This is a genomic window from Pseudoxanthomonas sp. Root65 (assembly GCF_001427635.1).
In the GTDB taxonomy this organism is placed as follows: domain Bacteria; phylum Pseudomonadota; class Gammaproteobacteria; order Xanthomonadales; family Xanthomonadaceae; genus Pseudoxanthomonas_A.
The window spans coordinates 580,117-601,335 of sequence record NZ_LMHA01000003.1 but is presented as its reverse complement, the minus strand read 5'-3'; the positions used below and the strand labels follow the sequence as shown (position 1 = coordinate 601,335).

Genomic DNA, 21,219 nt, shown 5'->3' with positions numbered 1-21,219 from the left:
GCACGCCAGCTCAACGAACGGCCACGCAAGACGCTAGGCTACGAAACACCGGCAGAGCGATATCGACAAACTGTTGCGTCGATCGGTTGAATCCAAGGCCGATAGCGGTCGTTGTTCAATGCCAGTCTGCAATCACATTAGCTGTCTATCTTCTCTTCGCCACGCGATATAGTGATCCAAGACTTTTAGCGGGAATTAGTTATGGACTTGCCCGATGACGATTTGTCGGCCTGCTTGCCAGTGCTAACGGATGAAGAGAAGCATCAACGTACATTGGCTGCACTTGCCGATGTGAGTGCTGGCCGGATCATTCCTCACGAGGAGATGAGGGCGTGGGCGCAGTCCCTGCTCAGCCGAACGAATAGCGCTAAGTGATGCGAGCCTGCCGACAGAAGTGGACAAAGTTGTCAGCTACTGGCCGGAAGCGGACTCTCTGATCCGGATTGCAATTATCGGTCGGCCGGATGCTTCCATTCGTCGATCTCCTCGCGAGACCATGTTCATGTGTGCTCTAGCTTGGCGCGAACGGCCATTCTTTAGACGACAGTCTCAAAATTGTCTTGGCTCGACTGATGCTCAGTTCGACTACACTGCAAAGCCCGCTTACTGGATTTGCGATATGCCAATGACCCTGTCGGCATTTGCTTACGTGAGCCGCGCAACAAATAAGCTGAGCTGCGAGAAGCTGAACGAGATTGTCAATGACGCCAAGGATTTCAACGGTCGTCACGAACTCTCTGGAGCGCTGGTATACGACGGTTCCTGCTTCTTCCAGTACATCGAAGGGCCTCGCTTACATTTGGCGGATGCCTACGCGCGTATCCGCGCCTCTCGATCCCACATCATCCTGCTTAGCCTTATAGATGGGCCCGTGCCGACCCGTCGATTCGAAGGCTGGGAAATGTACTACCGGGATGGTGTTCCCTCGGGCATCGACGCACTGAACTGGCTGCCTGGCCAAGAACCTAGTGGCGACCCTAAGCGCGATCTAGTGGCGAACGCATTGAGCTACTTCTGGCGCACCTTTGACAATGAGCTGGCGCCTGCCGGTCACTCCTAGAACCTACAGTCCTCTGGTTCCTCTCTGTTCGAGCGGCGAGGCGACTCGCCCTTGTCTACGCCGCGTAAACGGGCGTGGCGCGAGGATGCTGGGATGTCGAAGACGACAGGACGTTGACATGTCCATCTGGCGGCTCAGGGACGGAAGCGTGGACAAAGCGAGGCTTGCGGGCCTGGTGGGAGTAGGCGCCTGGCAATCGACCCGCTGGGCCGACGGGGCGGAGGATGTTCCCGCCCTCTGGATACCGGCTGGGGTGCTCTGCGCGTGGCTGTTGATGAGGCCACGATCGACGTGGCAAGTGGCATGCTTAGTGGCGCTTGCGGCCGACGCTGCGGGTCAGGTGCTCGCGGGTACGCGCCCGATGCTCGCCGTCCTCCTTGCGGCTTGCCATCTGGCCGAAGCGCTGTGCATTGCGGTCTTCATGCGGCGTGCCATTCCGGACGTCCGGGTTACACGGCACTGGGGACACGTCGGGCGTGTCGCAACCCTCGGCACGCTGGCGGGCTGTGCGATATCGGGCCTACTGGCGCTCGCGATCTATAGGGCCTTGTACGGTGCCGCGACGCTGGAGACGTTTTTGGCTTGGTACGGCGCTCATGTGCTCGGCATGGTGATCGTGGGGACGACTGCGTGGGTAGTCCACGTGAAGGGGATCGGAACGCTGGTACCCCCGGGGCGCCGCGTCGGCTTCGTGCTGGGCATGGTGTTGCTCGTGGGGGGCGTGGGCCTGGCATTCCGCTTGCGCTATCCCGTCCTGTTCCTCACCTATCTTCCCCTGCTGATGGTGGCGTTCCGCTACCGGTTCGGGGGTGCGGCGGTAGGCGTGTCGTTGTTCGCTTTCATCGCCGTGGCTAGCACGGCGGCCGGCCATGATCCCTGGGTGGAGGTGGCCGACCCGGTATGGCGAACCGCGCTGCTGCAGCTTTACCTGGCCGGCGGATGCCTGATCACTATTCCGGTGGTGTTGGCCATGGCGGAGCGGGATCGGTTGACCGCGCGTGTGCGGGAGAGCGAACAGCGGTACCGCCTGCTTGCCGATTATTCGGGTGACCTGGTCGTGCGCCTGAATGCCTCGGGTGAGCGTACCTACGTTTCCCCCTCGGCGCGCGACATGCTCGGATGGACGCCCCAAGAGATGCTTGGGACCCGCTGGGACCTGCTACATCCGGATGATCGCGAAGCGCAGCGGCAGGCGATGCGCGAAGTCGTGGCGTCCGGCCTGCCGCAGACGCATCGGTACCGCGTGCGGCACAAAAGTGGACACTTCGTATGGACGGAAGTCGTCATGCGCTCCGCACCGCCGGATGCGACCGGTGGAGCCGTACTCATCCTGTCGGGGCGCGACATCAGCAAGCGTGTGGCGGCCGAACGTGCGCTGGAAGTCAGTCGCGCGGACCTGCAACGCCTGACGATGATTGATGCGCTGACGGGTATCGCCAACCGCCGGCAACTGGAGCAGCAGTTGGCGCGGACCATTGCGGGATTGGGTACGGAGCGCCACGTCGTGGCGCTGTTCTTCCTGGACATCGACCACTTCAAGGGCGTCAATGACACCCATGGCCACGCGACGGGTGACGGGGTGATCCGTGCTTTTGCGCAGCGACTTCAGCGCCAGGTCGACGTGGCCGGCTTGGTGGTGCGATTGGGTGGAGACGAGTTCGTCGTGCTGCTTGAGGGTGACATTGGCATGGCGAGCGTCACCGGCATCGCGCGCAAGGTACTGGCCGCGGTCAGGGCGCCGATCTGCATCGGTGAGCGCATGCTGACCGTGACCACCAGCATTGGCATTGCCTTCGCGCCCGCCCCCGCAAGCCAGGACGATCTGTTGTCAGCAGCCGATGAGGCGCTGTACAAAGCAAAACAGAAGGGCCGCGACCGGTACGAGGTCGTGGTCATCGCTGCGACGGAAGGCGACGCCCGGAGAAGTAAGGCAGAGCACGGGTATGGACACGAGGGCGGGGGAACGGGGAGCGGAGTTCGATGGGAATAAAGACGCGATCGCCGGCTGCGGGGCTGGCACGCATGAAGGTGGTGCGTCTGGTCGGTGTCTTGCTGGGGCTGGTGATCAGCGTCGGTCTGCTGCTGGCTATCCTGCTGGATCGTGCTGCGCGTATCGAAGCCGCACGACGCCAGAGTATGGCGGTAACGGTAGGCGTAGACCGTTTGCTTCATCTCGAGATTCGTAATCTCGAACGTGCCCTGCGTGGCATGGCGGTGGTCGCGGACGGCTACGCGGACGACCGGCGCGACCGGGAGCGTTGGGATCTGTCGGGTGAGATCCGTGGCGTGATCGCGCGACATGCGGAACTTCAGGATATCGATCTGTACCGGCGGGACGGGCGCGCGCTCTATCGCGGTGTCAGGCCGTCGGGGGACCACACGCTGCCGGACGTCGACATTAACTTAACGGCATCGACGTTGCGTGTCGCACCGCTGGTGCACGCAGGCCGCACTGAACCAATCGTACCGTTGATGCTTCAGACGCCGGAAAGGAACTGGCTGGTGGCACGCCTGCGTACCTCAGAGTTGCAGAGGATGCTCGAGGATCTCGACGTCGGCGAACAGGGCAGTGTGGGAATCCTTACCGCACAGGGAATCGTCCTTGCGCGCCGGGGTGCCAGCGGCGCGCATGTGGGAAAGCGTGTGCCAGTTCCGGCCGCGCTGTTGCCGGGATCGACGGTCCAACAGGATCTCGTGAGCACGCTCGATGGTGTGGAACGGTTCGCCAGCTTCTCGTCCACCAGTGGCTACCCATTCGTCGTCGCTGCCGGGTTGGCTAAGCGTGAAGCGCTAGCGCACTGGCGCAGCCAAGCGGCGATTGCCGTCAGTCTGCTGGTGCTGTACTGGGCAGTCACGCTTTACCTGCTGTGGAAATCCTCCCGCCTAGAGGCCGCCCGTGATCGTGCCCATGACGCATTGTCGCGACATGCAGACTGGCTGGCCAAAGCCCAGCTGGCGTCGCAGACGGGGGTATGGGCGATGGAGCGGAACAGCGAGCAAGTGCAGGCCTCGGATCACGCCGCCCGCCTGTTCGGCTTTCCTGCTGTTTCCGGGCCTCTGCCGCTATCAGCGTTCTTTCAGCGGATGCACGAGAGCGACCGGGCGCAGGTGGAGACGGAATTCGCCCGCGCCTGGGAAGAAGGCAAGTCGTTCCATGCCGAATACCGCATCCTGCTGCCTGACGGACGGCAGCGCTGGATCAGCGCGCAGGGCGCGCCGGTACACGATGGCGACGAAGCGCCGCGGATGACGGGGACGGTCATGGACATCACCCAGCGCCGCCACCAGGAGGAACAGGTGGAACGCGCAGAAGCGCAGTTCCGCGAGCTGTTCGAACTGAATCCGTTGCCGTTCTGGGTCTTCGACATCCACAGCCTGCGGTTTCTCGCGGTGAATGCCGCCGCGATCCGGCGCTATGGGTATACGCGCGAGGAGTTCCTCGCCATGACGATCCTGCAGATTCGTCCTTCCCATGAGGGCGCGGCCGTGCGCGCAAGCGTGGACGATCCCGCCGAACCGCGCGATGCGGACCGTGTCTGGCTGCACAGGACCCGGGACGGACGGGAGATGCATGTGCGCATCCACAGCAGCAGTATCCGCTTCGACGGACGCGACGCGCGCCTGGTGCTGGCGGAAGACGTCAGTGAGCGCGTGGCCTACGAGGCCGATCTCGCGTGGCGTGCCGCGCACGACGAAGCGACGGGACTGCCGAATGTACGCGCGTTCCTGAAGGCACTGGACACGATCGGGACGGAAGAGCCCGATGCCGCCTATGCCGTGATCCATCTGCAGATAAGGGAACTCGATCTGGTCGCCTCCACACTGGGTCCGCGTGCACGCGATGCGATCATCCTGGAGGTGGCACGGCGCCTGTCGAGCTCGGTGGGAGCGGCGCGCGCGATCGCGTACAGGCCGGCCAACGTCTTCCTGGCCGCGGTGCCCAGCGTCGAGTGGGACGCGGCCGTCGATGCATTGCGGGCGGTGCTCGAGACGCCTGTCGTTTCCGAATCAGGAAGCCACCGGATCGAAGCATGGATCGGCATCGCGTTCCAGCAACGCCCCGGTCAGCCGGCTGAGGAGGTGGTGAGCCATGCGGCGTTGGCCGCCCTGCATGCGAGAGCGGAGAACGCGCCGATAATGCACTACACGGATGCCCTGGCCGAGAGTGCGAACAAGCGGATCGCGACGGTCGGCAAGCTGCGAAGCGCGCTTGCGGGCGACGAGTTCGAGCTGCACTTCCAGCCCATCCGTCGTGTGTGCGATGGACGCGTCGTGGCCGCCGAAGCCCTGCTGCGCTGGCGATCGCAGGAGGGCTATGTCTCTCCGGCGAGCTTCATTCCGCTGAGTGAGGAGTCCGGGCTGATCGTGCCGATAGGCGAGTGGGTGATCGACCAGGCGGCATGGGCACAGTCCGTGCTGTCCGCTGCGGGCTTCCCGGAGGTCGCGGTTGCGGTGAACGTCTCGGCTGTGCAGTTCATGTCGGCATCGGTTCCCCGCCTGATTCGCGATGCCAGCGCGCGCTACGGCTTGGCACGCGGCGCCCTGCACGTGGAGCTGACCGAAAGCGCGATGCTACGGCGCCCTGACACGGCGAAGCACGCGATGGAGGAGTTGCAGGGCGACGGCGTCTGCGTGTCGGTGGACGACTTCGGAACCGGTTTCTCCAGCATGGCCTACCTGCGGGACCTTTCATTGGATCACCTGAAGATCGATCGCAGGTTCGTCGACCATGTCGACGAGGATGTCGGGAATGCGTCGATTTGCCGGGCTCTCGTCGCCCTTGGAAGGGGACTGGGACTGACGATCATCGCCGAGGGGGTCGAGCGCGCGGAGGAATATACTTGGCTGGCCGAGCACGGCGTGGATCACGCGCAGGGCTATTACATCGCGCGGCCCGCGCCACTGGAGCAGTTGGTGTCTTGGTTGAAGCAAGCAGCCGGACACGTCTGATCCACCATCGCGCGGTCGCAGGACGTGCGTGCAGCGAGGGGATCGGTTTCCGGCCCTGGGATGCGGTTTACCGCAGCGTCATTCCTCGTCCCAAGGATGCTCGTCTTCCCCGGGATGCATCGACAGGGCGGCCTCCGCCTCCGGATCGACAGGCTCCAGCAATGTGTACGCGTCCACGTCCGTTTTCGCGATCGCGCGACTCACGGTGTAACTTTCCAGGAGGGGTCGCTGCGCATGCCGCAACAGCGAACGAGGACTGGATAACGAGCCACTCAGCCAGCGCACGGCAGGCGCGCCCTCCAAGAAGACCGGTCCGTCCTGCGTCAGCGGTGCCGGGATCGCTGGGTTGGGCGCTGTCAGAAGGGTGAAGCTCAACAGCGATGACCCTTCCTCTCCTTTCCATTCTTCCCAAAGGCCGGCCGCCATCAGGACACCGCCATCCCGTCGCTGGATGAAGTGGGGCCAGGGCGGTTTCCGCTGACGGTCCCACTTGAAGTAGCCGCTCATCGGCACCAAGCAACGCCGCTCCTGCCAAGCTTGGGCGAAGATGCGGCTCTTCGACGCGCGATCCACCCGAGCAGTAACGGTCGTGTACGGTGTGGCGGGTTCCTTGGACCATCGGGGGACGAGCCCCCAGATCATCTCACGCAGGACCACAACGCGGTCGTCGGACATCGTGACAACATGTGCAGGCTTCCCCTTGGCGATGTTGTAGCGCGCCGGAGTGTCCGCGACGGCCTGCGCAATGGCGGCGGGCAGAGCACTGGTCAGTTGATCCACGCCCGCGATGGCTTGTACGAAACGGCGCATGGGCCCACCGTAAGTCTCTCGGCGTGATGTTTTGGTCTAGGAGACGCAGCTCTCACATTCAGCAGTGGGCGTTTTTGGACCGAGTGGCTCACCTATTCCCAATCGGCAGGCAGCCATATGTACCAGCCTCGACATTCACCCAATGCTCACGGGCGGCGCGAACAATCAGTCATGGATCCACACGAGGCACACGCGTGACTATCGCCCCCGTACCGCCGAGCGAAGGCAAGCTGCCCCGTCGCGCCGCCATCCTGCATTTCCTTTTCCGTTACCGGAAATCGGGCGTCTTCCACGGCCTGACGCTTGACCCAACGATGCTGGAAGCCGACGCGGTGGAAGAGGGCAGTCCGGAACGCTTCGCCGACGAACTTGAAGCATTGGGGCCTACGTTCGTGAAGCTGGGCCAGATGCTGTCCACGCGCCCGGACTTGGTGCCGCCCGCGTACGCGTCTGCACTGGAGCGGATGCAAGAGAAAGTGTCGCCGGTGCCGTTCGAGGTAATCCGTGAACAGGTAGAGGAATCGCTGGGCGTGCGCATCAGCAAGGCCTACGCCAGCTTCGACGAAACACCGCTGGGCTGCGCCTCGCTGGCGCAGGTGCATCGCGCCACGCTGCGCGACGGCCGCGAGGTGGCGGTGAAGGTGCAACGGCCGGGCGTGGCGCAGCAACTGATGAGCGACCTTGAACTGCTGCGCGGTATCACCGATACGGCGGACCGATTCACCAGCGTCGGGCGTAATGTGCGCTTCTCCGAATGGCTCGGCGAGTTCTCCCGCTCGCTGACCGCCGAACTCGATTACGTGGCCGAAGCCGAGAACCTGGACCGCTTCAGGCTGCATCTGGCGCCCTTCCGAAAACTCTGGGTGCCCGCCCCGATCTGGGACTACACGGGCAAGCGCGTACTGACGATGGAGCTGGCCGGTGGCCGCCGTGTGGATGAAATCTCCGGATTTCGCCGGACCGAGCAGGGCATGACGCCGCTGGCTGAGGATCTGCTGCGCGGCTATCTGGACCAGATTTTCGTACATGGCGAGATCCATGCCGATCCACATCCGGGCAACCTGCGCGTCACCGAAGACGGGCGATTGGCGATCTTCGACCTGGGCATGGTGGCCAACCTGCCGCCGCGCCAGCGCGACCGCCTGCTGAAGCTTCTGTTCGCCGCGGTGGACGGGCGCGGAGAACAGGTCGCCGAGGAATGCATCGCAGTCGGCATCCGTCTGGAGGACTACGACGAGCCGCGCTTCCTGCGCGAAGTCGGACAACTGGTTGCCCGGTACGGCGCGCACCAGGCGTCTATGTCGGAAGGTCGGGTGGTGCTGGAACTGGTGCGAATCGCGACCCATTGCGGCCTGCGGCCACCGCCTGAGTTGAGCCTGCTCGGCAAGACCTTGTTGAACCTCGACGCGGTCTGCCACCTTCTTTCGCCCGAACTCGATACCCAGGGCGTGGTGGAGGACCAGCTGCAGCACGTCATGCGCGCCCGCCTGCGTAAGTCGCTTTCCTCGCCCAACTTGGCCAGCGAGATGATGGAGGTGCAGGCCTTGCTGCGCGACGGTCCGCGCAAGCTGTCGGACATTCTGTCACTGGTGGCGGAGAACCGGTTCCAGCTTCGGGTAACCGGACTGGAAGAGTAACGGCTGATGGAAAACCTGCAAAAGATCGCCAACCGCATTGCGGTAGGTGTGATCACCGCCTCGCTGATCCTGGCGTCGGCGATGATGATGCGGGTGCCGTCAACGCACACGTTGGGGGGATATCCGGTCGTGGCGCTGGTCCTGTTCTTACTGGGCGTGGCGCTAGGTGGCGGCATCATCGTCAGTTCGCTGCTCAGCGACCACCGCGCACGTTCGCGGGAGGAGCGCGGCCCGCGCTGATACCTCCCCCACTGCGTTGCCTCCCTCATAACGGAGCCAACGCTAGGCTCGATCTAAAGACGACGGAGAACACGCATGGCGACGAAGAAGACGGCAAAAAAAAAGATCACGAACTCAATGGATAAGGAAGCCAACGCGACGTCCTCGCGTCAGCGGGTCCTGCAGCAGGAGGCGTTGAAGAAGGCTGCGGCCGTGCCCAAGCCGAAGAAGACGCCAGTGCAGGCCGGCGTACGCGCCCAGCCCAAGCCGCCGCTGCCGAAACAGCACCTCGACAAGCCGGGCAAGGAGGGCGATCTGCAGTTGGAACCGAAATTCCTGGCGCCTGACTATGTCGGCAGCGGCAAGCTGCAGGGCATGGCCGCCCTGGTCACAGGCGGCGATTCCGGCATAGGCCGCGCCGTCGCGGTGTTGTTCGCACGGGAAGGCGCGGATGTCGCCGTGCTGTACCTGGACGAACACGAAGATGCGCGAGTCACCGCCGAGCATGTCGAGGGCGAAGGCCGCCGTTGTCTTCTGATCGCTGGCGATATCCGCAATCCCACGTTTTGCGAGAAGGCCGTGGCGAAGACGGTGAAGGCATTCGGTCAACTCGACGTGCTCGTCAACAACGCCGCATTCCAGCAGCACGCGATGCGGCTGGAGGACATAGGCGACGCCCAACTCGAGGAAACGCTGCAGACCAATATCGGCGGTTACTTCCATATGACCCGCGCGGCCCTACCGCACATGCAGGAAGGCGGTTGCATCATCAATTCCGGCTCAGAAACCGGCATCTTCGGTAGCCAACATTTGCTCGACTACTCGGCGACGAAGGGCGCAATCCATGCGTTCACCCAATCGCTGGCCAGCAACCTGCTCCCGCGCGGCATCCGTGTGAATGCGGTGGCGCCGGGCCCGGTGTGGACGCCGCTGAATCCCGCTGACAAAGAAGCAGAGGATGTGGCAACGTTTGGCAAGGACAGCGACATGGGACGCCCCGCGCAGCCGGAAGAAATCTCGCCAGCCTATGTGTTCCTCGCTTCGCCGATCACGGCGTCGTATGTCAACGGCGTGATCCTGCCAGTGATGGGCGGTCCCCGCGGCTGAACCGGCGTGTCCCGTATGGCCTTCGATTAGGAGCGTTGTCGATCCAGAACCCTACCTTTCAGTCAGAATCTGGCCCAGGGCAGTGTGGTTCAAGCGGTTGCTGTGCGGCTCAGCTTCACTTTATGGGTCGGTGCAGGTCCGCTTCAGGGCGGAAGCGGACCTGCACCAACGAGGGCAGCGGATTAGGGATGTTTATCAGGGGTAGGGGGCAGGGCAGCTTCCGACCCGAAGCAGTCGTCGCATCTAAGGGCTTCCTCCTCAGCAGAGCAATGATCGAGATGCTAAAGCGGGTGCAGCTTATCCATCGAAGGACGCTAGGATTGGGCATGGTCCGGACGCCTTGGCGGTGCACTGCCGGGCGAGCTTTTGCAGGTAATCCCGTGCCCGCTCCATCTCCACGATCTGTTTGTCGAGCTTGGCAATCCTGACCAAGGCCAGTTCGCGCGCTCGTTGCCGATCCTGTCCTGAGTCGAGCGACAGCAACTCCCGGATTTCTTCGAGTGTGAACCCGGCTCGTTGCGCCATGCGAATGAATCGCAGGCGGCGGACATCCGCTGCGTTGTAGTGACGGATGCCGTCGCCTTTCTCTGGCGTATTGAGGAGTCCCTTGCGCTGGTAGAAGCGGATGGTCTCCACGCCGACACCACCCGCTTCGGCGTACTTCTTGATCGACAGGCTCATAGGCTTGACTCCGTACTATGGTACGGACTTTAGGATGGCCGCCACTTGAGAACAAGTTCCCGCTGGAGGAAACCATGAATGCTCCAAGCCAACCCCACCGCAAGCGCGCAACGCTTTATCGAATGGTGATGGAGCAGCATCTCTGCCCATACGGCCTGAAAGCCAAGAATCTGCTGCGACGCCAAGGTTTCGACGTCGACGACCGCTGGCTGACCACGCGCGAGGCGGTCGACGCCTTCAAGGCCGAGCATCAGGTGACGACCACCCCGCAAACTTTCATCGATGGCGAGCGCATCGGCGGCTACGACGACCTGCGCCGCCATTTCGGCAAGCCGGTGTCCGATCCCAAGGCGACGAGTTATCTGCCAGTGATCACACTGTTTGGCATGACCTTGCTGATGGCACTTGCTGCGAGCCATGCGGTCCACGGCACGCCCTTTACACAGCGCGCCGGCGAATGGTTCATCGGTTTCAGCATGGCCGTTCTGGCGCTGCTCAAGCTACAGAACGTCGAATCCTTCGCAACCATGTTCCTGAACTATGATCTGCTCGCAAAACGCTGGGTGCCTTATTCATACCTCTATCCCTTCGCCGAGGGACTGGCGGGTCTTCTAATGATCGCCGGGGCGCTGACCTGGATCTCGGTGCCAGTCGCGCTATTCATCGGCACGGTCGGCGCAGTTTCGGTGTTCAAGGCGGTGTACGTCGACCGCCGCGAACTCAAGTGCGCCTGCGTGGGCGGGGCGAGCAACGTGCCGCTTGGCCTCGTATCGCTGACCGAAAACCTGATGATGGTCGCCATGGCGCTCTGGATGGCGTTGGGCGCACTCGGCTTGCTGCCCGCCTAGGCACATACGGTGTAGTTGCCAGAACGTCTGCTTCTGGCCGATAGCGGTACTTCGTCCATACCGGTTCGCAATTACGCTGCCGCCTCTATCATTCTCGCTGTGCGCTATATTGACCCGTAACTCTTAAAATGAACTTGCCCGCTTATTGGCATGCTTGCCAGTGCCAACGGATGAAGGGAAGCATCAGCGTACGTTGGCTGGACTTGCCGATGTGGATGCGGGTCGGACGATTAGCCACGAGGAGATGATGGCGTGGGCGAGGTCCTTGTTTAGCCAACCGGATGGCGCGAAGTGATGTGCGCTTATGGCCGATAGCCGACATCCACTGTTTCGTCCAAATTCGTCAGGGCTGAAATCACTGGACTGCATACTTTAGGCACCGCACTTGATGAAGTCCTCGATGCAGCAGCATGCCCTGCAGCTGAAGTGCTAAACAGGCCCGTCTGAGTTATTGGAAGCAGGTCCTGCGAGCCATACACGCACTGTTATACGCAGAGCGTCCGCAGTATCGCGAATGCCCAACTCCCGATCAGTGACAGCTCCGCGCAGGAAGCTCACGACATCCGGACTCCACATGATGGCTGTGGTTCGGGCTCCGAACACATTGTCTTCTGGCTCGCTCATGCACGGAAGGATAGCCTTTGGTCGCCCATCCATCACGTGTGCGACGGCTCGTCGCTAGGCTAGCGTGTGAAATGGCGGGGTGGGGCAACAAACCCCAAAGAGAGCTAGCCGCGCGCTCCCAGCTGTGACGCCTTGGGCAGACGATATCCAAAAGCTGCCATGAAGCCTCGAAAGGTTTGCTTCTCCTAGGCTGGAGCTGACAGGGGAAACGGTGACGGCTTAGTTCTCGCGCGTTGCGTGGTGGTTGCTCTTGCGATCTAAATCGCTTTGCAAACACGCTCCAAAACTCCCGGAAAGCACATCTCATAGGCGTGGCCTCCTCCGGAATGAGGCCCGATGCAGTCACTTACATACGAAACTCTGATCCAGAGATCCCACTCAGAGGGGCGTCAATTCCTGCTGCCAATGGCAACTGCTCGAAGTCCTCATCTGACATCTCAAGCAGCTGACCTTTCAGGGCGTTGTGGGTCTCTATCCGTCGCCGATCGATCAAACCCTGGAGCACGCTTAAGAGCTCTAGGAGATCCATCGCCTCAAGTTTCCCCAAGGCGAAAAGAGGCATGGGTCTGCAGTCCACCCACAGGTGCCCGTCAAGCCCGACGGGTTCTACCCCGTTTCCACGGACGGTTAGATTAGGCGTCCAAGGCCTGATCCTTGATGTCGTCCCTTCGATGGGAAGATGGGACGATGCGCTATCGCGCCACCACCACATCGATTAAGTCGCCGATCCTGCAGTGTGCTTCCAAGGGGTGCCTCAGGGGCACACGACGGTTTATGCGGTAGGTATTCTGCCGCCCGTCGCGATGCCGCTCCAGAACACCGGCTGCCTCCAGTTCGGCCACGATGCGCTGCACCGCCCGTTCGGTGATCCCAACCTTAGCCGCCACCTCGCGCAATGTCTGCTGCGGCTCTGCGGCCAGGCAGAAGAGCACATGGCTGTGATTGCTGAAAAAGGTCCAGGTGGAGTCCATACCGTTCGTCCGAGTGATGCTTGGGCGAAAGCCTAGCCTATTGACGCGAACGATATTACACGATCTACAATACACGACACAAATATCGTGTATAGGAGATCGCATGTCAGCCCAGCTCAAGCCTGCCGCCGTTCTGTTGCCCGCCAAGACCGTAGCCGTTGCCGAGGGCGACGGGATCGGACCGGAAATCACGCGAGCCGTCCTGAGGATACTCGCCGAAGCCGATCCGGGTCTGGCGTTCCAGCCGCTGACAGTGGGGCTGCAGGCGTACCTCGCCGGTCATTCGGCGGGCTTCGACCGTCGCGTCATCGATGCGGTCACCGAGCACGCGGTGCTGCTGAAGGGGCCCATCACGACGCCCCAAGGCGGTGGCTACAAGAGCGTGAACGTGTCCCTCCGCAAGACCTTCGGCCTGTATGCCAACCTGCGGCCCTGTGTGGCTTACCACCCCTTCGTCGCGACCCATCACCCCGGCATGGACGTGGTGATCGTGCGCGAGAACGAGGAAGACACCTATGCCGGCATTGAGCATCAGCAGACGGACGAGGTGGTGCAGTGCCTGAAACTGGTTTCCCGTCCGGGCTGCGAGCGGATCGTGCGCTACGCCTTCGAGTACGCGCGCCGGCACGGGCGGCGCAAGGTCACCTGCATGACGAAGGACAACATCATGAAGCTGACCGATGGGTTGTTCCATCGGGTGTTCGACGAGATCGCCAGGGAATACCCCGAGATCGCCAGTGATCACATGATCATCGATATCGGCACGGCGAAAATGGCCGTGGACCCCCGGCGCTTCGACGTGGTGGTCACGCCGAACCTCTACGGCGACATTCTTTCCGACGTGGCGGCCGAAGTGGCCGGTTCCATCGGCCTGGCGCCATCGTCCAACATCGGCCGCCATTGCGCGATGTTCGAGGCGGTCCATGGCTCGGCGCCGGATATCGCCGGACGCGATCTGGCCAACCCCTCGGGATTGCTGCTCAGCGCGGTGATGATGCTGGTGCACCTTGGCCGTGCGGGAGCGGCCACCGCCATCCACAATGCCTGGCTGCGCACGCTCGAAGAAGGTCTGCACACCGCCGACATCTTCGGCCCGCATAGCCGGCGGCAGGTCGGCACCCAGGCATTCGCCGAGGCGGTCGTCACGCGCCTGGGCCAGCGGCCGCGCGATATCCCGGCTGTGGATTATCCGGAACGCACCATGTCGTCGGCCCCAGTCCTGCTGGAAGCTGCCGCGGTATCGAGGGAAAAGACCCTGGAAGGCGTGGACGTCTTCCTGCACTGGGATCAGGCCGAACGCAATCCCGACGCGCTGGGCCACCCGTTGCAGGCCATCGCCGGCCCGGATTTCCGGTTGGCGCTCATCACCAATCGTGGCGTCAAGGTCTACCCCAGCGGTCTGCAGCAGACCACCCGCACCGACCATTGGCGATGCCGGTTCCAGAGCGTCGAGGGACGCCGGCTGACGCCCAGCCACATCGCAGCGCTGCTCCTGCGGATGGCCGAGGCAGGTTTCGAGGCCGTCAAGACCGAGAACCTCTACGCCTTCGATGGCGTCAGGGGTTATTCCCAGGCCCAGGGCGAATGAACGCCGTGCTCGCAAGCCTGCAGACGTCGCCGTCGGTGTACGCGGGCTGTTCGGCCGCCTTGTTGACCCAGCACGGCAAGGAGGCGCTACTAGGTCCGATCCTGGATGAGGTCCTTGGATGTCATCTGGTGCATGTGGACTCCTACGACACCGATCTGCTGGGCACCTTCACACGCGAGGTGCCGCGTGCCGCGACCCAACTTGAAACCGCAGCCAAGAAGGCCCGGCTGGGCATGGAGCTGGCCGGCTTGCGACTGGGGCTGGGCAGCGAGGGCAGTGTGGGCATGGATCCGGTGACAGGTCTGATCCCCTGGTGCTATGAGGTGCTGGTCTGGATCGATGCCGATCGCGGGCTGGAGGTGGTCGGACGCGCGCACGCCAGTGCCTGCGCAGGATCCCGCCGCGTCACCTCGTGGGAGGAAGCGCAGGCCTTTGCCGCCCATCACATGTTTCCGTCGCATGCGCTGGTGGCGCGCCCGAGCCATGCCGACCACGGCAGCATCTACAAGGGCATCCAGGACCCGGACAGCCTGCGCCGCACCTACGAGCGCGCCAGGGCCGACGCGGACGACGGCGTGGTGTTCCTGGAGGTTGATGCGCGCGCGCACCTGAACCCGACGCGTCAGGCGGTGATCCGGCAGGCGGGCCTGGATCTGGTGGCCAAGCTGCGGACGCTCTGCCCGGCATGCCAGTCCCCAGGGTTTGGCCTCGCGCGACGCTTGCCGGGATTGCTCTGTGGAAACTGCGGCACGCCGACCGCCGAATTCAAGGGCGCGGTCATGGCATGCGTGGCGTGCGGCGACGAGACAGAAGAACGTATTGCCGAGGCCTGGGCCGATCCGGCCCATTGTCCCGAGTGCAATCCATGAGCAGAGGGGGACCGACTTGCTCCCGTCCGGAAGTGGAGCGGGCGGCACGCGTGCTGGCGAACGGGGGGCTGGTGGCGTTCCCGACGGAGACGGTCTATGGCCTGGGCGCCTCGGCACGCGATCCTGGTGCGTTGCGGCGGATCTTCTCCGTCAAAGGGCGTCCGCCGGACCATCCGCTGATCGTGCATATCGCCGCAAGCCACCACCTGCTTGCGTGGGCCAGTTACATCCCGGACGCCGCGCGGCGGTTGGCCGACGCATTTTGGCCGGGCCCATTGACGCTGATACTGCCCAAGGCGCCAGGCGTACCCGACGAGGTCACGGGCGGCGCATCCACCGTAGGCGTGCGGGTACCGGCACATCCGGTCGCCCAAGCGCTGCTGCGCCACTTCGGTGACGGCATTGCCGCACCTTCGGCCAATCGCTACGGCCGCGTCAGCCCGACGCGGGCCAGGCATGTGGCCGATGCGCTCGGAGACGTGGTAGATCTGATCCTAGATGGGGGGACGTGCGAGATAGGTCTGGAGTCGACCATTGTTGACCTGTCTGACGGAACGCCGCGCTTGCTGCGCCCGGGCGCAATCACCCGTGCCATGCTTGAACATGTCCTGGGATCATCCATTTCCCTCGCGAATCCTCATGGCACACCCGCACCAGGTCAGAAGCCTTCGCACTACGCACCCAAAGCTCGCGTCGTCCTGGCGGCTGCCGAACAGGCAGAAGCGACGGCGGCCCGCTTGGCAGCGGAGGGTTGCAGAGTAGGGCATCTAGCTGTTGCACCGTCACACCATCCGGCTGTGTGGTGGCTCCCCCTTTCGCTGACAGTGGATAAGCAAGCTGCCAGTCTCTATCAGCGACTACACGAGGCCGACGCGCTGCAGCTCGATATTGTGGTTGCATCGTTGCCGCGTGGTCACGGAATCGCCGAAGCCATTGCCGATCGCCTCATCAGGGCTGCGGGATTGGGAGAAAGCTGAGGGGTCGGCGACAAGAGATTGACAGCATCCGAATCAGAAGGGGGCCGACCCGGAAAATCATTCAGGATCGCACTACCCATTTGGGTAGCCGATCGTACCCGGCTTGGGATTGGGATCCACACACGGTCAGCAGGACACTGATTGCCTCTGTTGCAGGGCCTTTATGGCTCGAGGGAGGCGTCATGTTCAGATCTTTTCTGTTTGTCGCAGCGCTCTGCGTGTCAGCATCCGCGCTTGCCCAAGTCCCGCCGTTCCCATCCACGTTCCAAGCCCGGCATGTGGCAGCGAACGGAGTGGACCTTCACGTACGTGTGGGCGGAAAAGGGCCTGCCGTCCTGCTTCTGCACGGATATGGCGAGTCGGGCGACATGTGGGCACCGCTTGCTGCAGCATTGGAGGAAGACCACACTGTCATAGTGCCCGATCTGCGTGGAATGGGGCTCTCCTCCCATCCTGCAAGCGGCTTCGATAAGATAACCCAAGGACGCGACATGCAGGCGCTGCTAGCTTCGCTTGGCGTCAAGCGTTACGACGTAGTCGCACACGACATCGGCAACATGGTGGCATTTGCCCTGGCGACGCAGCAGCCGGACCGTATCGGCCGGTTGGTTTTGATCGATGCACCGGTTCCTGGCGTGGGTCCTTGGGACGAAATCCTGAAGACGCCCCTGCTGTGGCACTTCCGATTCGGCGGCCCAGACATGGAGCGGCTTGTAGCTGGACGCGAGCGGATTTACCTGGATCGATTCTGGAACGAATTCGCCGCCCATCCTGATCGTTTCGATGAACAGTCGCGTCAGCACTACGCGACTCTCTACGCCCGCCCCGGCGCTATGCGCTCGGGCTTCGCGCAGTTCGCCGCTTTTGACCAGGATGCAGCTGATAATCGCGCATGGCTTGCGGCCGGTAATCGGCTGTCCATGCCCGTCTTGGCGTTGGGTGGTGAGAAATCGTTCGGCCTGACTATGGCGGTCGTGATGCGCGCGGCCGCATCGGACGTAACTGAAGGCACCATCCCGGACTCGGGGCACTGGATCATGGAAGAAAATCCGCAGGCCACGGTCAATCGTGTTGTGTCATTTCTGAGAGAAGAACGGTGAGCGCCCGCGCCATCGGTGTCATGCTATGCGGCGTTGCCTTTGCTCTTGCCGCATCGGCGGGCTCTACGAGTGGTCAAACTCGGCTGACACCTAGCGAGATAGCCGATCTGGGCAAAGGCGGCGCAGGACCGGGAACTTCCGGTATCGAGGGCATCCGTACGACGGTCTTGCTGGGGGACCCCACCAAGCCTGGTCCTTACGCAATCGAAATCCGCGTGCCGCCTCATACCCGGATTGCGGCGCACACGCACCGCGACGCGCGAAGCGCCGTAGTGGTGAGCGGGACCTGGTACTTCGGATACGGACGCGCCATGATCGACGGCCGCCTCAAACAGCTACCAGCGGGCAGCTTCTATACCGAGCCGGCGGACGACGCCCACTTCGCCCTAACGCGTGATGAGCCGGCCGTGGTCTACATAACGGGTGTCGGTCCCACCGACACGCGCTTCTCCGAGCATCATTAGAGCACCGACATGATATCCCCCGAAAAACTCATACCACCACTCGCGATTACTTGATGACGCCGCGGACCGCTGAGCTTCTGATCTTCGATTTCCAGCCGTCCTAGTCTGCCTTCGAAGTCCACCCGGCCGTTGATGCCGTGGGCGGCATGCCCATATAGCGCCTTGGACAGAACAATTGTCGAAGTTTCAGGTATCTTCAGTACTGGCATGACCGACAGATCCGCTGTCGCTGCCGGCTAGGCGAAATGGGTGACAGTGGGATGAGCCGCTCTCGTACCGCCGCGATGTCCCTGGCGCTGCTCCTCGCTATCGGTACGCTTCTCGTAGCGTCGCCGTGCCTCGCGCAGAGGTCCCCAAATGGTTTCGCGCCGTTCAAGCATGTGCGGGTTGCCGCCGACGATGGTGCGCCGGATGGCTTGCTGCGAATTGCGCAAACGGCGGATGGCTACCTGTGGTTCGCGGGCGATGCGTTGTACCGGTTCGACGGCGCGACTTTCGAGCAGATCGACTGGCCCGAGGGTTCGGGAAGGCGACACGCATCGCCATCGGCGCTCATGACCGACAGGAATGGCCAATTATGGGTGGGCTTGCGGGATACCGGTGGCGTAGCGGTATATCGCCACGGAGCCCTCCAGGACATGTACATGCCAGATCCTCCACGAGGACTGGCGGCCTTCGCGCAAACGCCTGATGGGGCTATCTGGGCGTCCTCGCTTGGCCTAGACAAGCGACTGCTGCGTCTGGGCGAGGCCGGTTGGGAACGCATGGATGAGAAGCTAGCTCTGCCTCCCGGTTACATCATGGATTTGATCGTGGCCCGAGATGGCGGGCTGTGGATTGCTCTGAGCGCCGAAGATGGCGGCAGTGGCATGCTGGCACTCCTCGCGCCGGGAGCAGACCGATTCCAGATAATGGACGCAAGGCTATCTGGGCGGCCTAAGATAGGGCTCGACCGGAATGGGAAGTTGTGGGCCTCGGATGCGGCCGGCACTCGTGTGCTTTTTGGCCCCGATGGGGAACCGCAGGACGGCATCGTTTTTCCTGCATTGCCAGGGACTTCAAGGGCCGCATTCACGTTCGACAACAATGGCGGGCTTTGGGGCACGACTGGCGCGGTCGGCGTATTCCACATCGCGGATCCTCTCGTACTCCGTGGTACGCCAATCGAGAGTGTTCATCAGTTCCGCGAGATCAACGGTCTCACCTCAGACATCACCTACGTGCCGTTCGTTGACCGGGAGGGCAATGTCTGGATCGCCACCGAGAGTGGGATAGATCAATTCCGTCGTGCGAGCGCAATCCAGGAAGCCGCAATACCGGCGGATCCTGCCTATGGATTGGGTATGGCCAAAGCGCGCGATGGCAGTGTCTATCTAGTCTCACGGAGAACCCTGTTCCATGTGCCGCCGGGAGCTGATCCCAAACCGATCCGGACTCTGGAAAGTGATTCGGTATCCCTGTGCCCTGCACGCGATGGTGGTGTGTGGCTCCTGGAGCGTAGTCAGACCCTGTTACTGCAAGGCCAACAGGCAATCATCGCCCCGGGATATCCGGGCGGTGAGGCGAGGATCGCCTGTGCCGAAGACGGAAGTGGGCGCCTTTGGCTGGGCCTCGCAAGCGGCCAGCTCATATGGCGCGACAGGAACGGCTGGCACGGCGCGAAAGGCGAGTTGGCTAAGCTAGACCTGTGGGACTTAGCAATCACACCCGCAGGCACCCTTGCGTTGATCGTGCCGCCGAACGTTGCCCTTCTGGAAGGGGACCGTCTCAAGACGATCCGGCTCGCCTCTACCGGCATCGGTACCCCATGGGCCATCTTGCCCGGCAACCTTCCAGGCTCCCGGGACCTGTTCGTCAGTGGGAGCAGCGGACTGGCGAGGATTCGAGGCGACCGGATGCGCCAGCTGGACGAGCGCCGTTTTCCCTGGATCACCTGGGTGCGAACGATGCAGCAGACTGCGGACGGCGAAACTTGGCTTTTCAGCCGGACGGGCGCGTACAAGATGGCCACGGTCGACTTTGACCGCGCCTTCGACGATCCACAAGCGCCGCTGCCCTACACAAGACTCGACTCCCTGGACGGCCTTGCCAGTACTGTTCAGAAGGGCGGCTTCGCCGGCATCCAAAGCAGTCTGGCGAGCGATGGCAGGATCTGGTTTCTCAACCGACAAGGCGCTGCCTATCTTGATCCGGCGAATCTGCCTTCGAACAAGCTCCCACCACCCGTCACCATCCGCGCTCTTTCAAGCGGGGGACGCAGCTGGCGCGACCCGACGAATCTCGAGTTGGCGGCCGGTACACGTACCGTCGACATCACTTACGCTGGCCTGAGCTTCACTGTGCCGCAACGCGTCCGTTTCAAGTACCGGCTTGAGGGTGTGGACGACCAATGGGTCGACGCGGGCACGCGACGTACGGTCTCATACTCAAATCTCGGGCCGGGACACTACCGTTTCAAGGTGATGGCAAGAAACAACGATGGTGTCTGGAGCCAGGAGAGCGCATCGCTCGACTTGGATATCCGCCCGACGTTCTTCGAGGGCTGGCCATTCAGGCTGTTGTGCGCCGTAGCATTGGTGGCGTTACTGTGGTTCGCCTATTCGTTGCGACTGCGAGCCGTAGCCCGAAGCGTCAGGTTGCGGATGGCAGAACGAATAGAGGAGCGCGAACGAATCGCGCGTGAATTGCACGATACGCTGCTCCAGGCTATCCAAGCCATGACGCTGCGCTTCCAGCTGGCAGCGGACGATTTGCCAGCTGATTATCCCGGGCGGACATCGCTAGTTTCGGCGATCGACACAGCCGATAGGGTCATCGCGGAGGGACGTGATCGGGTACGAGAATTGCGGACGCAACAGGACGGGGACGTTGAGCAGGTCATTTGCGACCTGATAGCGCGAACGGGATTCGATCCCACTATCCGGGTTGTGATCTCTATCAACGGTTCGCCACGTAGCCTAGACCCCCTCGCGCTCGAGGAGATCACCGGCATCGCGGGCGAGGCGCTATACAACATAAGACAGCATTCAGCGGCGACACGGGTCACGGTCGATATCCGGTTCGATTCGAGCTTTGGCCTGCGCCTGGCGGATGACGGAGTGGGTATCGCCCCGGGCGTCGCGATCAGTGGTGCCAAAGAAGGACATTTCGGCCTCGTTGGCATGGCCGAGCGTGCGCGGAAGATGCGCGCCAGTCTGTCTGTAGGAGCGCTCGTCGAAGGGGGAACGGAAGTCGTACTGACAGTGCCCGGCGCCATCGCATATAAACGCGAAGTGCGGCGCTCCTTCGGGCCTTTTGGAACGTAAGGATTCTCA

At 62.6% G+C, this 21,219-nt stretch carries 15 protein-coding genes and 1 pseudogene; 12 read left to right on the top strand and 4 right to left on the bottom strand.

Annotation, left to right across the window (positions count from 1 at the left end; genetic code table 11):
- Positions 1-619: 619 nt before the first annotated feature.
- The 3 genes from ASD77_RS17425 to ASD77_RS17415 are packed head-to-tail and all read left to right on the top strand — an operon-like array spanning position 620 to position 6,010.
- The gene (locus ASD77_RS17425; RefSeq protein ID WP_235578575.1) at positions 620-1,060 is read left to right on the top strand and encodes a BLUF domain-containing protein; all 441 of its coding nucleotides are present in this window, start codon (positions 620-622) and stop codon (positions 1,058-1,060) included.
- The gene (locus ASD77_RS17420; RefSeq protein ID WP_082563408.1) at positions 1,032-3,050 is read left to right on the top strand and encodes a sensor domain-containing diguanylate cyclase; all 2,019 of its coding nucleotides are present in this window, start codon (positions 1,032-1,034) and stop codon (positions 3,048-3,050) included. The genes ASD77_RS17425 and ASD77_RS17420 overlap by 29 nt, the downstream gene beginning before the upstream one ends.
- A 32-nt stretch (positions 3,051-3,082) precedes the next feature.
- Entirely contained in the window at positions 3,083-6,010 is a 2,928-nt protein-coding gene (locus ASD77_RS17415) for an EAL domain-containing protein (RefSeq protein WP_055944963.1), read from the top strand.
- 78 nt (positions 6,011-6,088) lie between these two features.
- Here the strand turns inward: ASD77_RS17415 and ASD77_RS17410 are convergent, their stop codons facing one another.
- Complete coding sequence (locus ASD77_RS17410; RefSeq protein ID WP_055944960.1) at positions 6,089-6,820, bottom strand: SOS response-associated peptidase; 732 nt, start codon at positions 6,818-6,820, stop codon at positions 6,089-6,091.
- A 194-nt stretch (positions 6,821-7,014) separates the two neighbouring features.
- Here ASD77_RS17410 and ASD77_RS17405 point away from each other — a divergent pair.
- Together ASD77_RS17405 and ASD77_RS17400 are read left to right on the top strand one after the other, a co-directional pair.
- Positions 7,015-8,697: pseudogene (locus ASD77_RS17405) on the top strand (AarF/UbiB family protein).
- Between the two features lie 117 nt (positions 8,698-8,814).
- A complete protein-coding gene (locus ASD77_RS17400; protein ID WP_235578587.1) occupies positions 8,815-9,783 on the top strand; it encodes an SDR family oxidoreductase in 969 nt (322 codons plus the stop codon).
- Positions 9,784-10,080: 297 nt separating this feature from the next.
- Here ASD77_RS17400 and ASD77_RS17395 read toward each other — a convergent pair whose 3' ends face one another.
- Positions 10,081-10,464 (bottom strand): MerR family DNA-binding protein, encoded by a 384-nt coding sequence (locus ASD77_RS17395; RefSeq protein WP_055944955.1) that lies wholly within the window; start codon positions 10,462-10,464, stop codon positions 10,081-10,083.
- 74 nt (positions 10,465-10,538) lie between these two features.
- Between ASD77_RS17395 and ASD77_RS17390 the strand changes: the two genes are divergently transcribed.
- The gene (locus tag ASD77_RS17390) at positions 10,539-11,312 is read left to right on the top strand and encodes a glutaredoxin family protein (protein ID WP_055944954.1); all 774 of its coding nucleotides are present in this window, start codon (positions 10,539-10,541) and stop codon (positions 11,310-11,312) included.
- A 1,316-nt stretch (positions 11,313-12,628) separates the two neighbouring features.
- On the opposite strand, the gene ASD77_RS17380 is transcribed toward ASD77_RS17390, so the two are convergent.
- Positions 12,629-12,907, bottom strand: coding sequence for a winged helix-turn-helix domain-containing protein (locus ASD77_RS17380; RefSeq protein ID WP_055944945.1), 279 nt, complete (start codon positions 12,905-12,907; stop codon positions 12,629-12,631).
- A gap of 103 nt (positions 12,908-13,010) precedes the next feature.
- Here ASD77_RS17380 and ASD77_RS17375 point away from each other — a divergent pair, with 103 nt between their 5' ends.
- The 5 genes from ASD77_RS17375 to ASD77_RS17360 all read left to right on the top strand — a co-directional run bounded on the left by ASD77_RS17375 (position 13,011) and on the right by ASD77_RS17360 (position 17,905).
- Entirely contained in the window at positions 13,011-14,495 is a 1,485-nt protein-coding gene (locus tag ASD77_RS17375) for an NADP-dependent isocitrate dehydrogenase (RefSeq protein WP_055944943.1), read from the top strand.
- On the top strand, positions 14,492-15,364 hold the full coding sequence (locus tag ASD77_RS17370) for a DUF6671 family protein (RefSeq protein WP_055944941.1): 873 nt from the start codon (positions 14,492-14,494) through the stop codon (positions 15,362-15,364). Before ASD77_RS17375 ends, ASD77_RS17370 begins: the two co-directional genes overlap by 4 nt.
- A complete protein-coding gene (locus ASD77_RS17930) occupies positions 15,361-16,341 on the top strand; it encodes an L-threonylcarbamoyladenylate synthase (protein WP_082563406.1) in 981 nt (326 codons plus the stop codon). The genes ASD77_RS17370 and ASD77_RS17930 overlap by 4 nt, the downstream gene beginning before the upstream one ends.
- Positions 16,342-16,523: 182 nt before the next feature.
- Complete coding sequence (locus ASD77_RS17365; protein WP_055944938.1) at positions 16,524-17,441, top strand: alpha/beta hydrolase; 918 nt, start codon at positions 16,524-16,526, stop codon at positions 17,439-17,441.
- Complete coding sequence (locus ASD77_RS17360) at positions 17,438-17,905, top strand: cupin domain-containing protein (RefSeq protein WP_200947423.1); 468 nt, start codon at positions 17,438-17,440, stop codon at positions 17,903-17,905. Before ASD77_RS17365 ends, ASD77_RS17360 begins: the two co-directional genes overlap by 4 nt.
- Here the strand turns inward: ASD77_RS17360 and ASD77_RS18280 are convergent.
- Entirely contained in the window at positions 17,902-18,114 is a 213-nt protein-coding gene (locus tag ASD77_RS18280; protein WP_156383715.1) for a hypothetical protein, read from the bottom strand. The two genes, ASD77_RS17360 and ASD77_RS18280, sit on opposite strands and share 4 nt — an antisense overlap.
- Before the next feature lie 171 nt (positions 18,115-18,285).
- Between ASD77_RS18280 and ASD77_RS17355 the strand changes: the two genes are divergently transcribed.
- Positions 18,286-21,210 carry a sensor histidine kinase gene (locus tag ASD77_RS17355; RefSeq protein WP_162247649.1) on the top strand — a complete coding sequence of 975 codons (2,925 nt, stop codon included), beginning with the start codon at positions 18,286-18,288 and terminating at the stop codon, positions 21,208-21,210.
- Positions 21,211-21,219 lie beyond the last annotated feature (9 nt).

Bases quoted from the DNA above. Each gene is read 5' to 3' on its own strand.
- ASD77_RS17425 (WP_235578575.1), top strand. From the start codon at position 620: ATGCCAATGACCCTGTCGGCATTTGCTTACGTGAGCCGCGCAACAAAT.
- ASD77_RS17420 (WP_082563408.1), top strand. From the start codon at position 1,032: ATGAGCTGGCGCCTGCCGGTCACTCCTAGAACCTACAGTCCTCTGGTT.
- ASD77_RS17415 (WP_055944963.1), top strand. From the start codon at position 3,083: ATGAAGGTGGTGCGTCTGGTCGGTGTCTTGCTGGGGCTGGTGATCAGC.
- ASD77_RS17410 (WP_055944960.1), bottom strand. From the start codon at position 6,820: ATGCGCCGTTTCGTACAAGCCATCGCGGGCGTGGATCAACTGACCAGT.
- ASD77_RS17400 (WP_235578587.1), top strand. From the start codon at position 8,815: ATGGATAAGGAAGCCAACGCGACGTCCTCGCGTCAGCGGGTCCTGCAG.
- ASD77_RS17395 (WP_055944955.1), bottom strand. From the start codon at position 10,464: ATGAGCCTGTCGATCAAGAAGTACGCCGAAGCGGGTGGTGTCGGCGTG.
- ASD77_RS17390 (WP_055944954.1), top strand. From the start codon at position 10,539: ATGAATGCTCCAAGCCAACCCCACCGCAAGCGCGCAACGCTTTATCGA.
- ASD77_RS17380 (WP_055944945.1), bottom strand. From the start codon at position 12,907: ATGGACTCCACCTGGACCTTTTTCAGCAATCACAGCCATGTGCTCTTC.
- ASD77_RS17375 (WP_055944943.1), top strand. From the start codon at position 13,011: ATGTCAGCCCAGCTCAAGCCTGCCGCCGTTCTGTTGCCCGCCAAGACC.
- ASD77_RS17370 (WP_055944941.1), top strand. From the start codon at position 14,492: ATGAACGCCGTGCTCGCAAGCCTGCAGACGTCGCCGTCGGTGTACGCG.
- ASD77_RS17930 (WP_082563406.1), top strand. From the start codon at position 15,361: ATGAGCAGAGGGGGACCGACTTGCTCCCGTCCGGAAGTGGAGCGGGCG.
- ASD77_RS17365 (WP_055944938.1), top strand. From the start codon at position 16,524: ATGTTCAGATCTTTTCTGTTTGTCGCAGCGCTCTGCGTGTCAGCATCC.
- ASD77_RS18280 (WP_156383715.1), bottom strand. From the start codon at position 18,114: ATGCCAGTACTGAAGATACCTGAAACTTCGACAATTGTTCTGTCCAAG.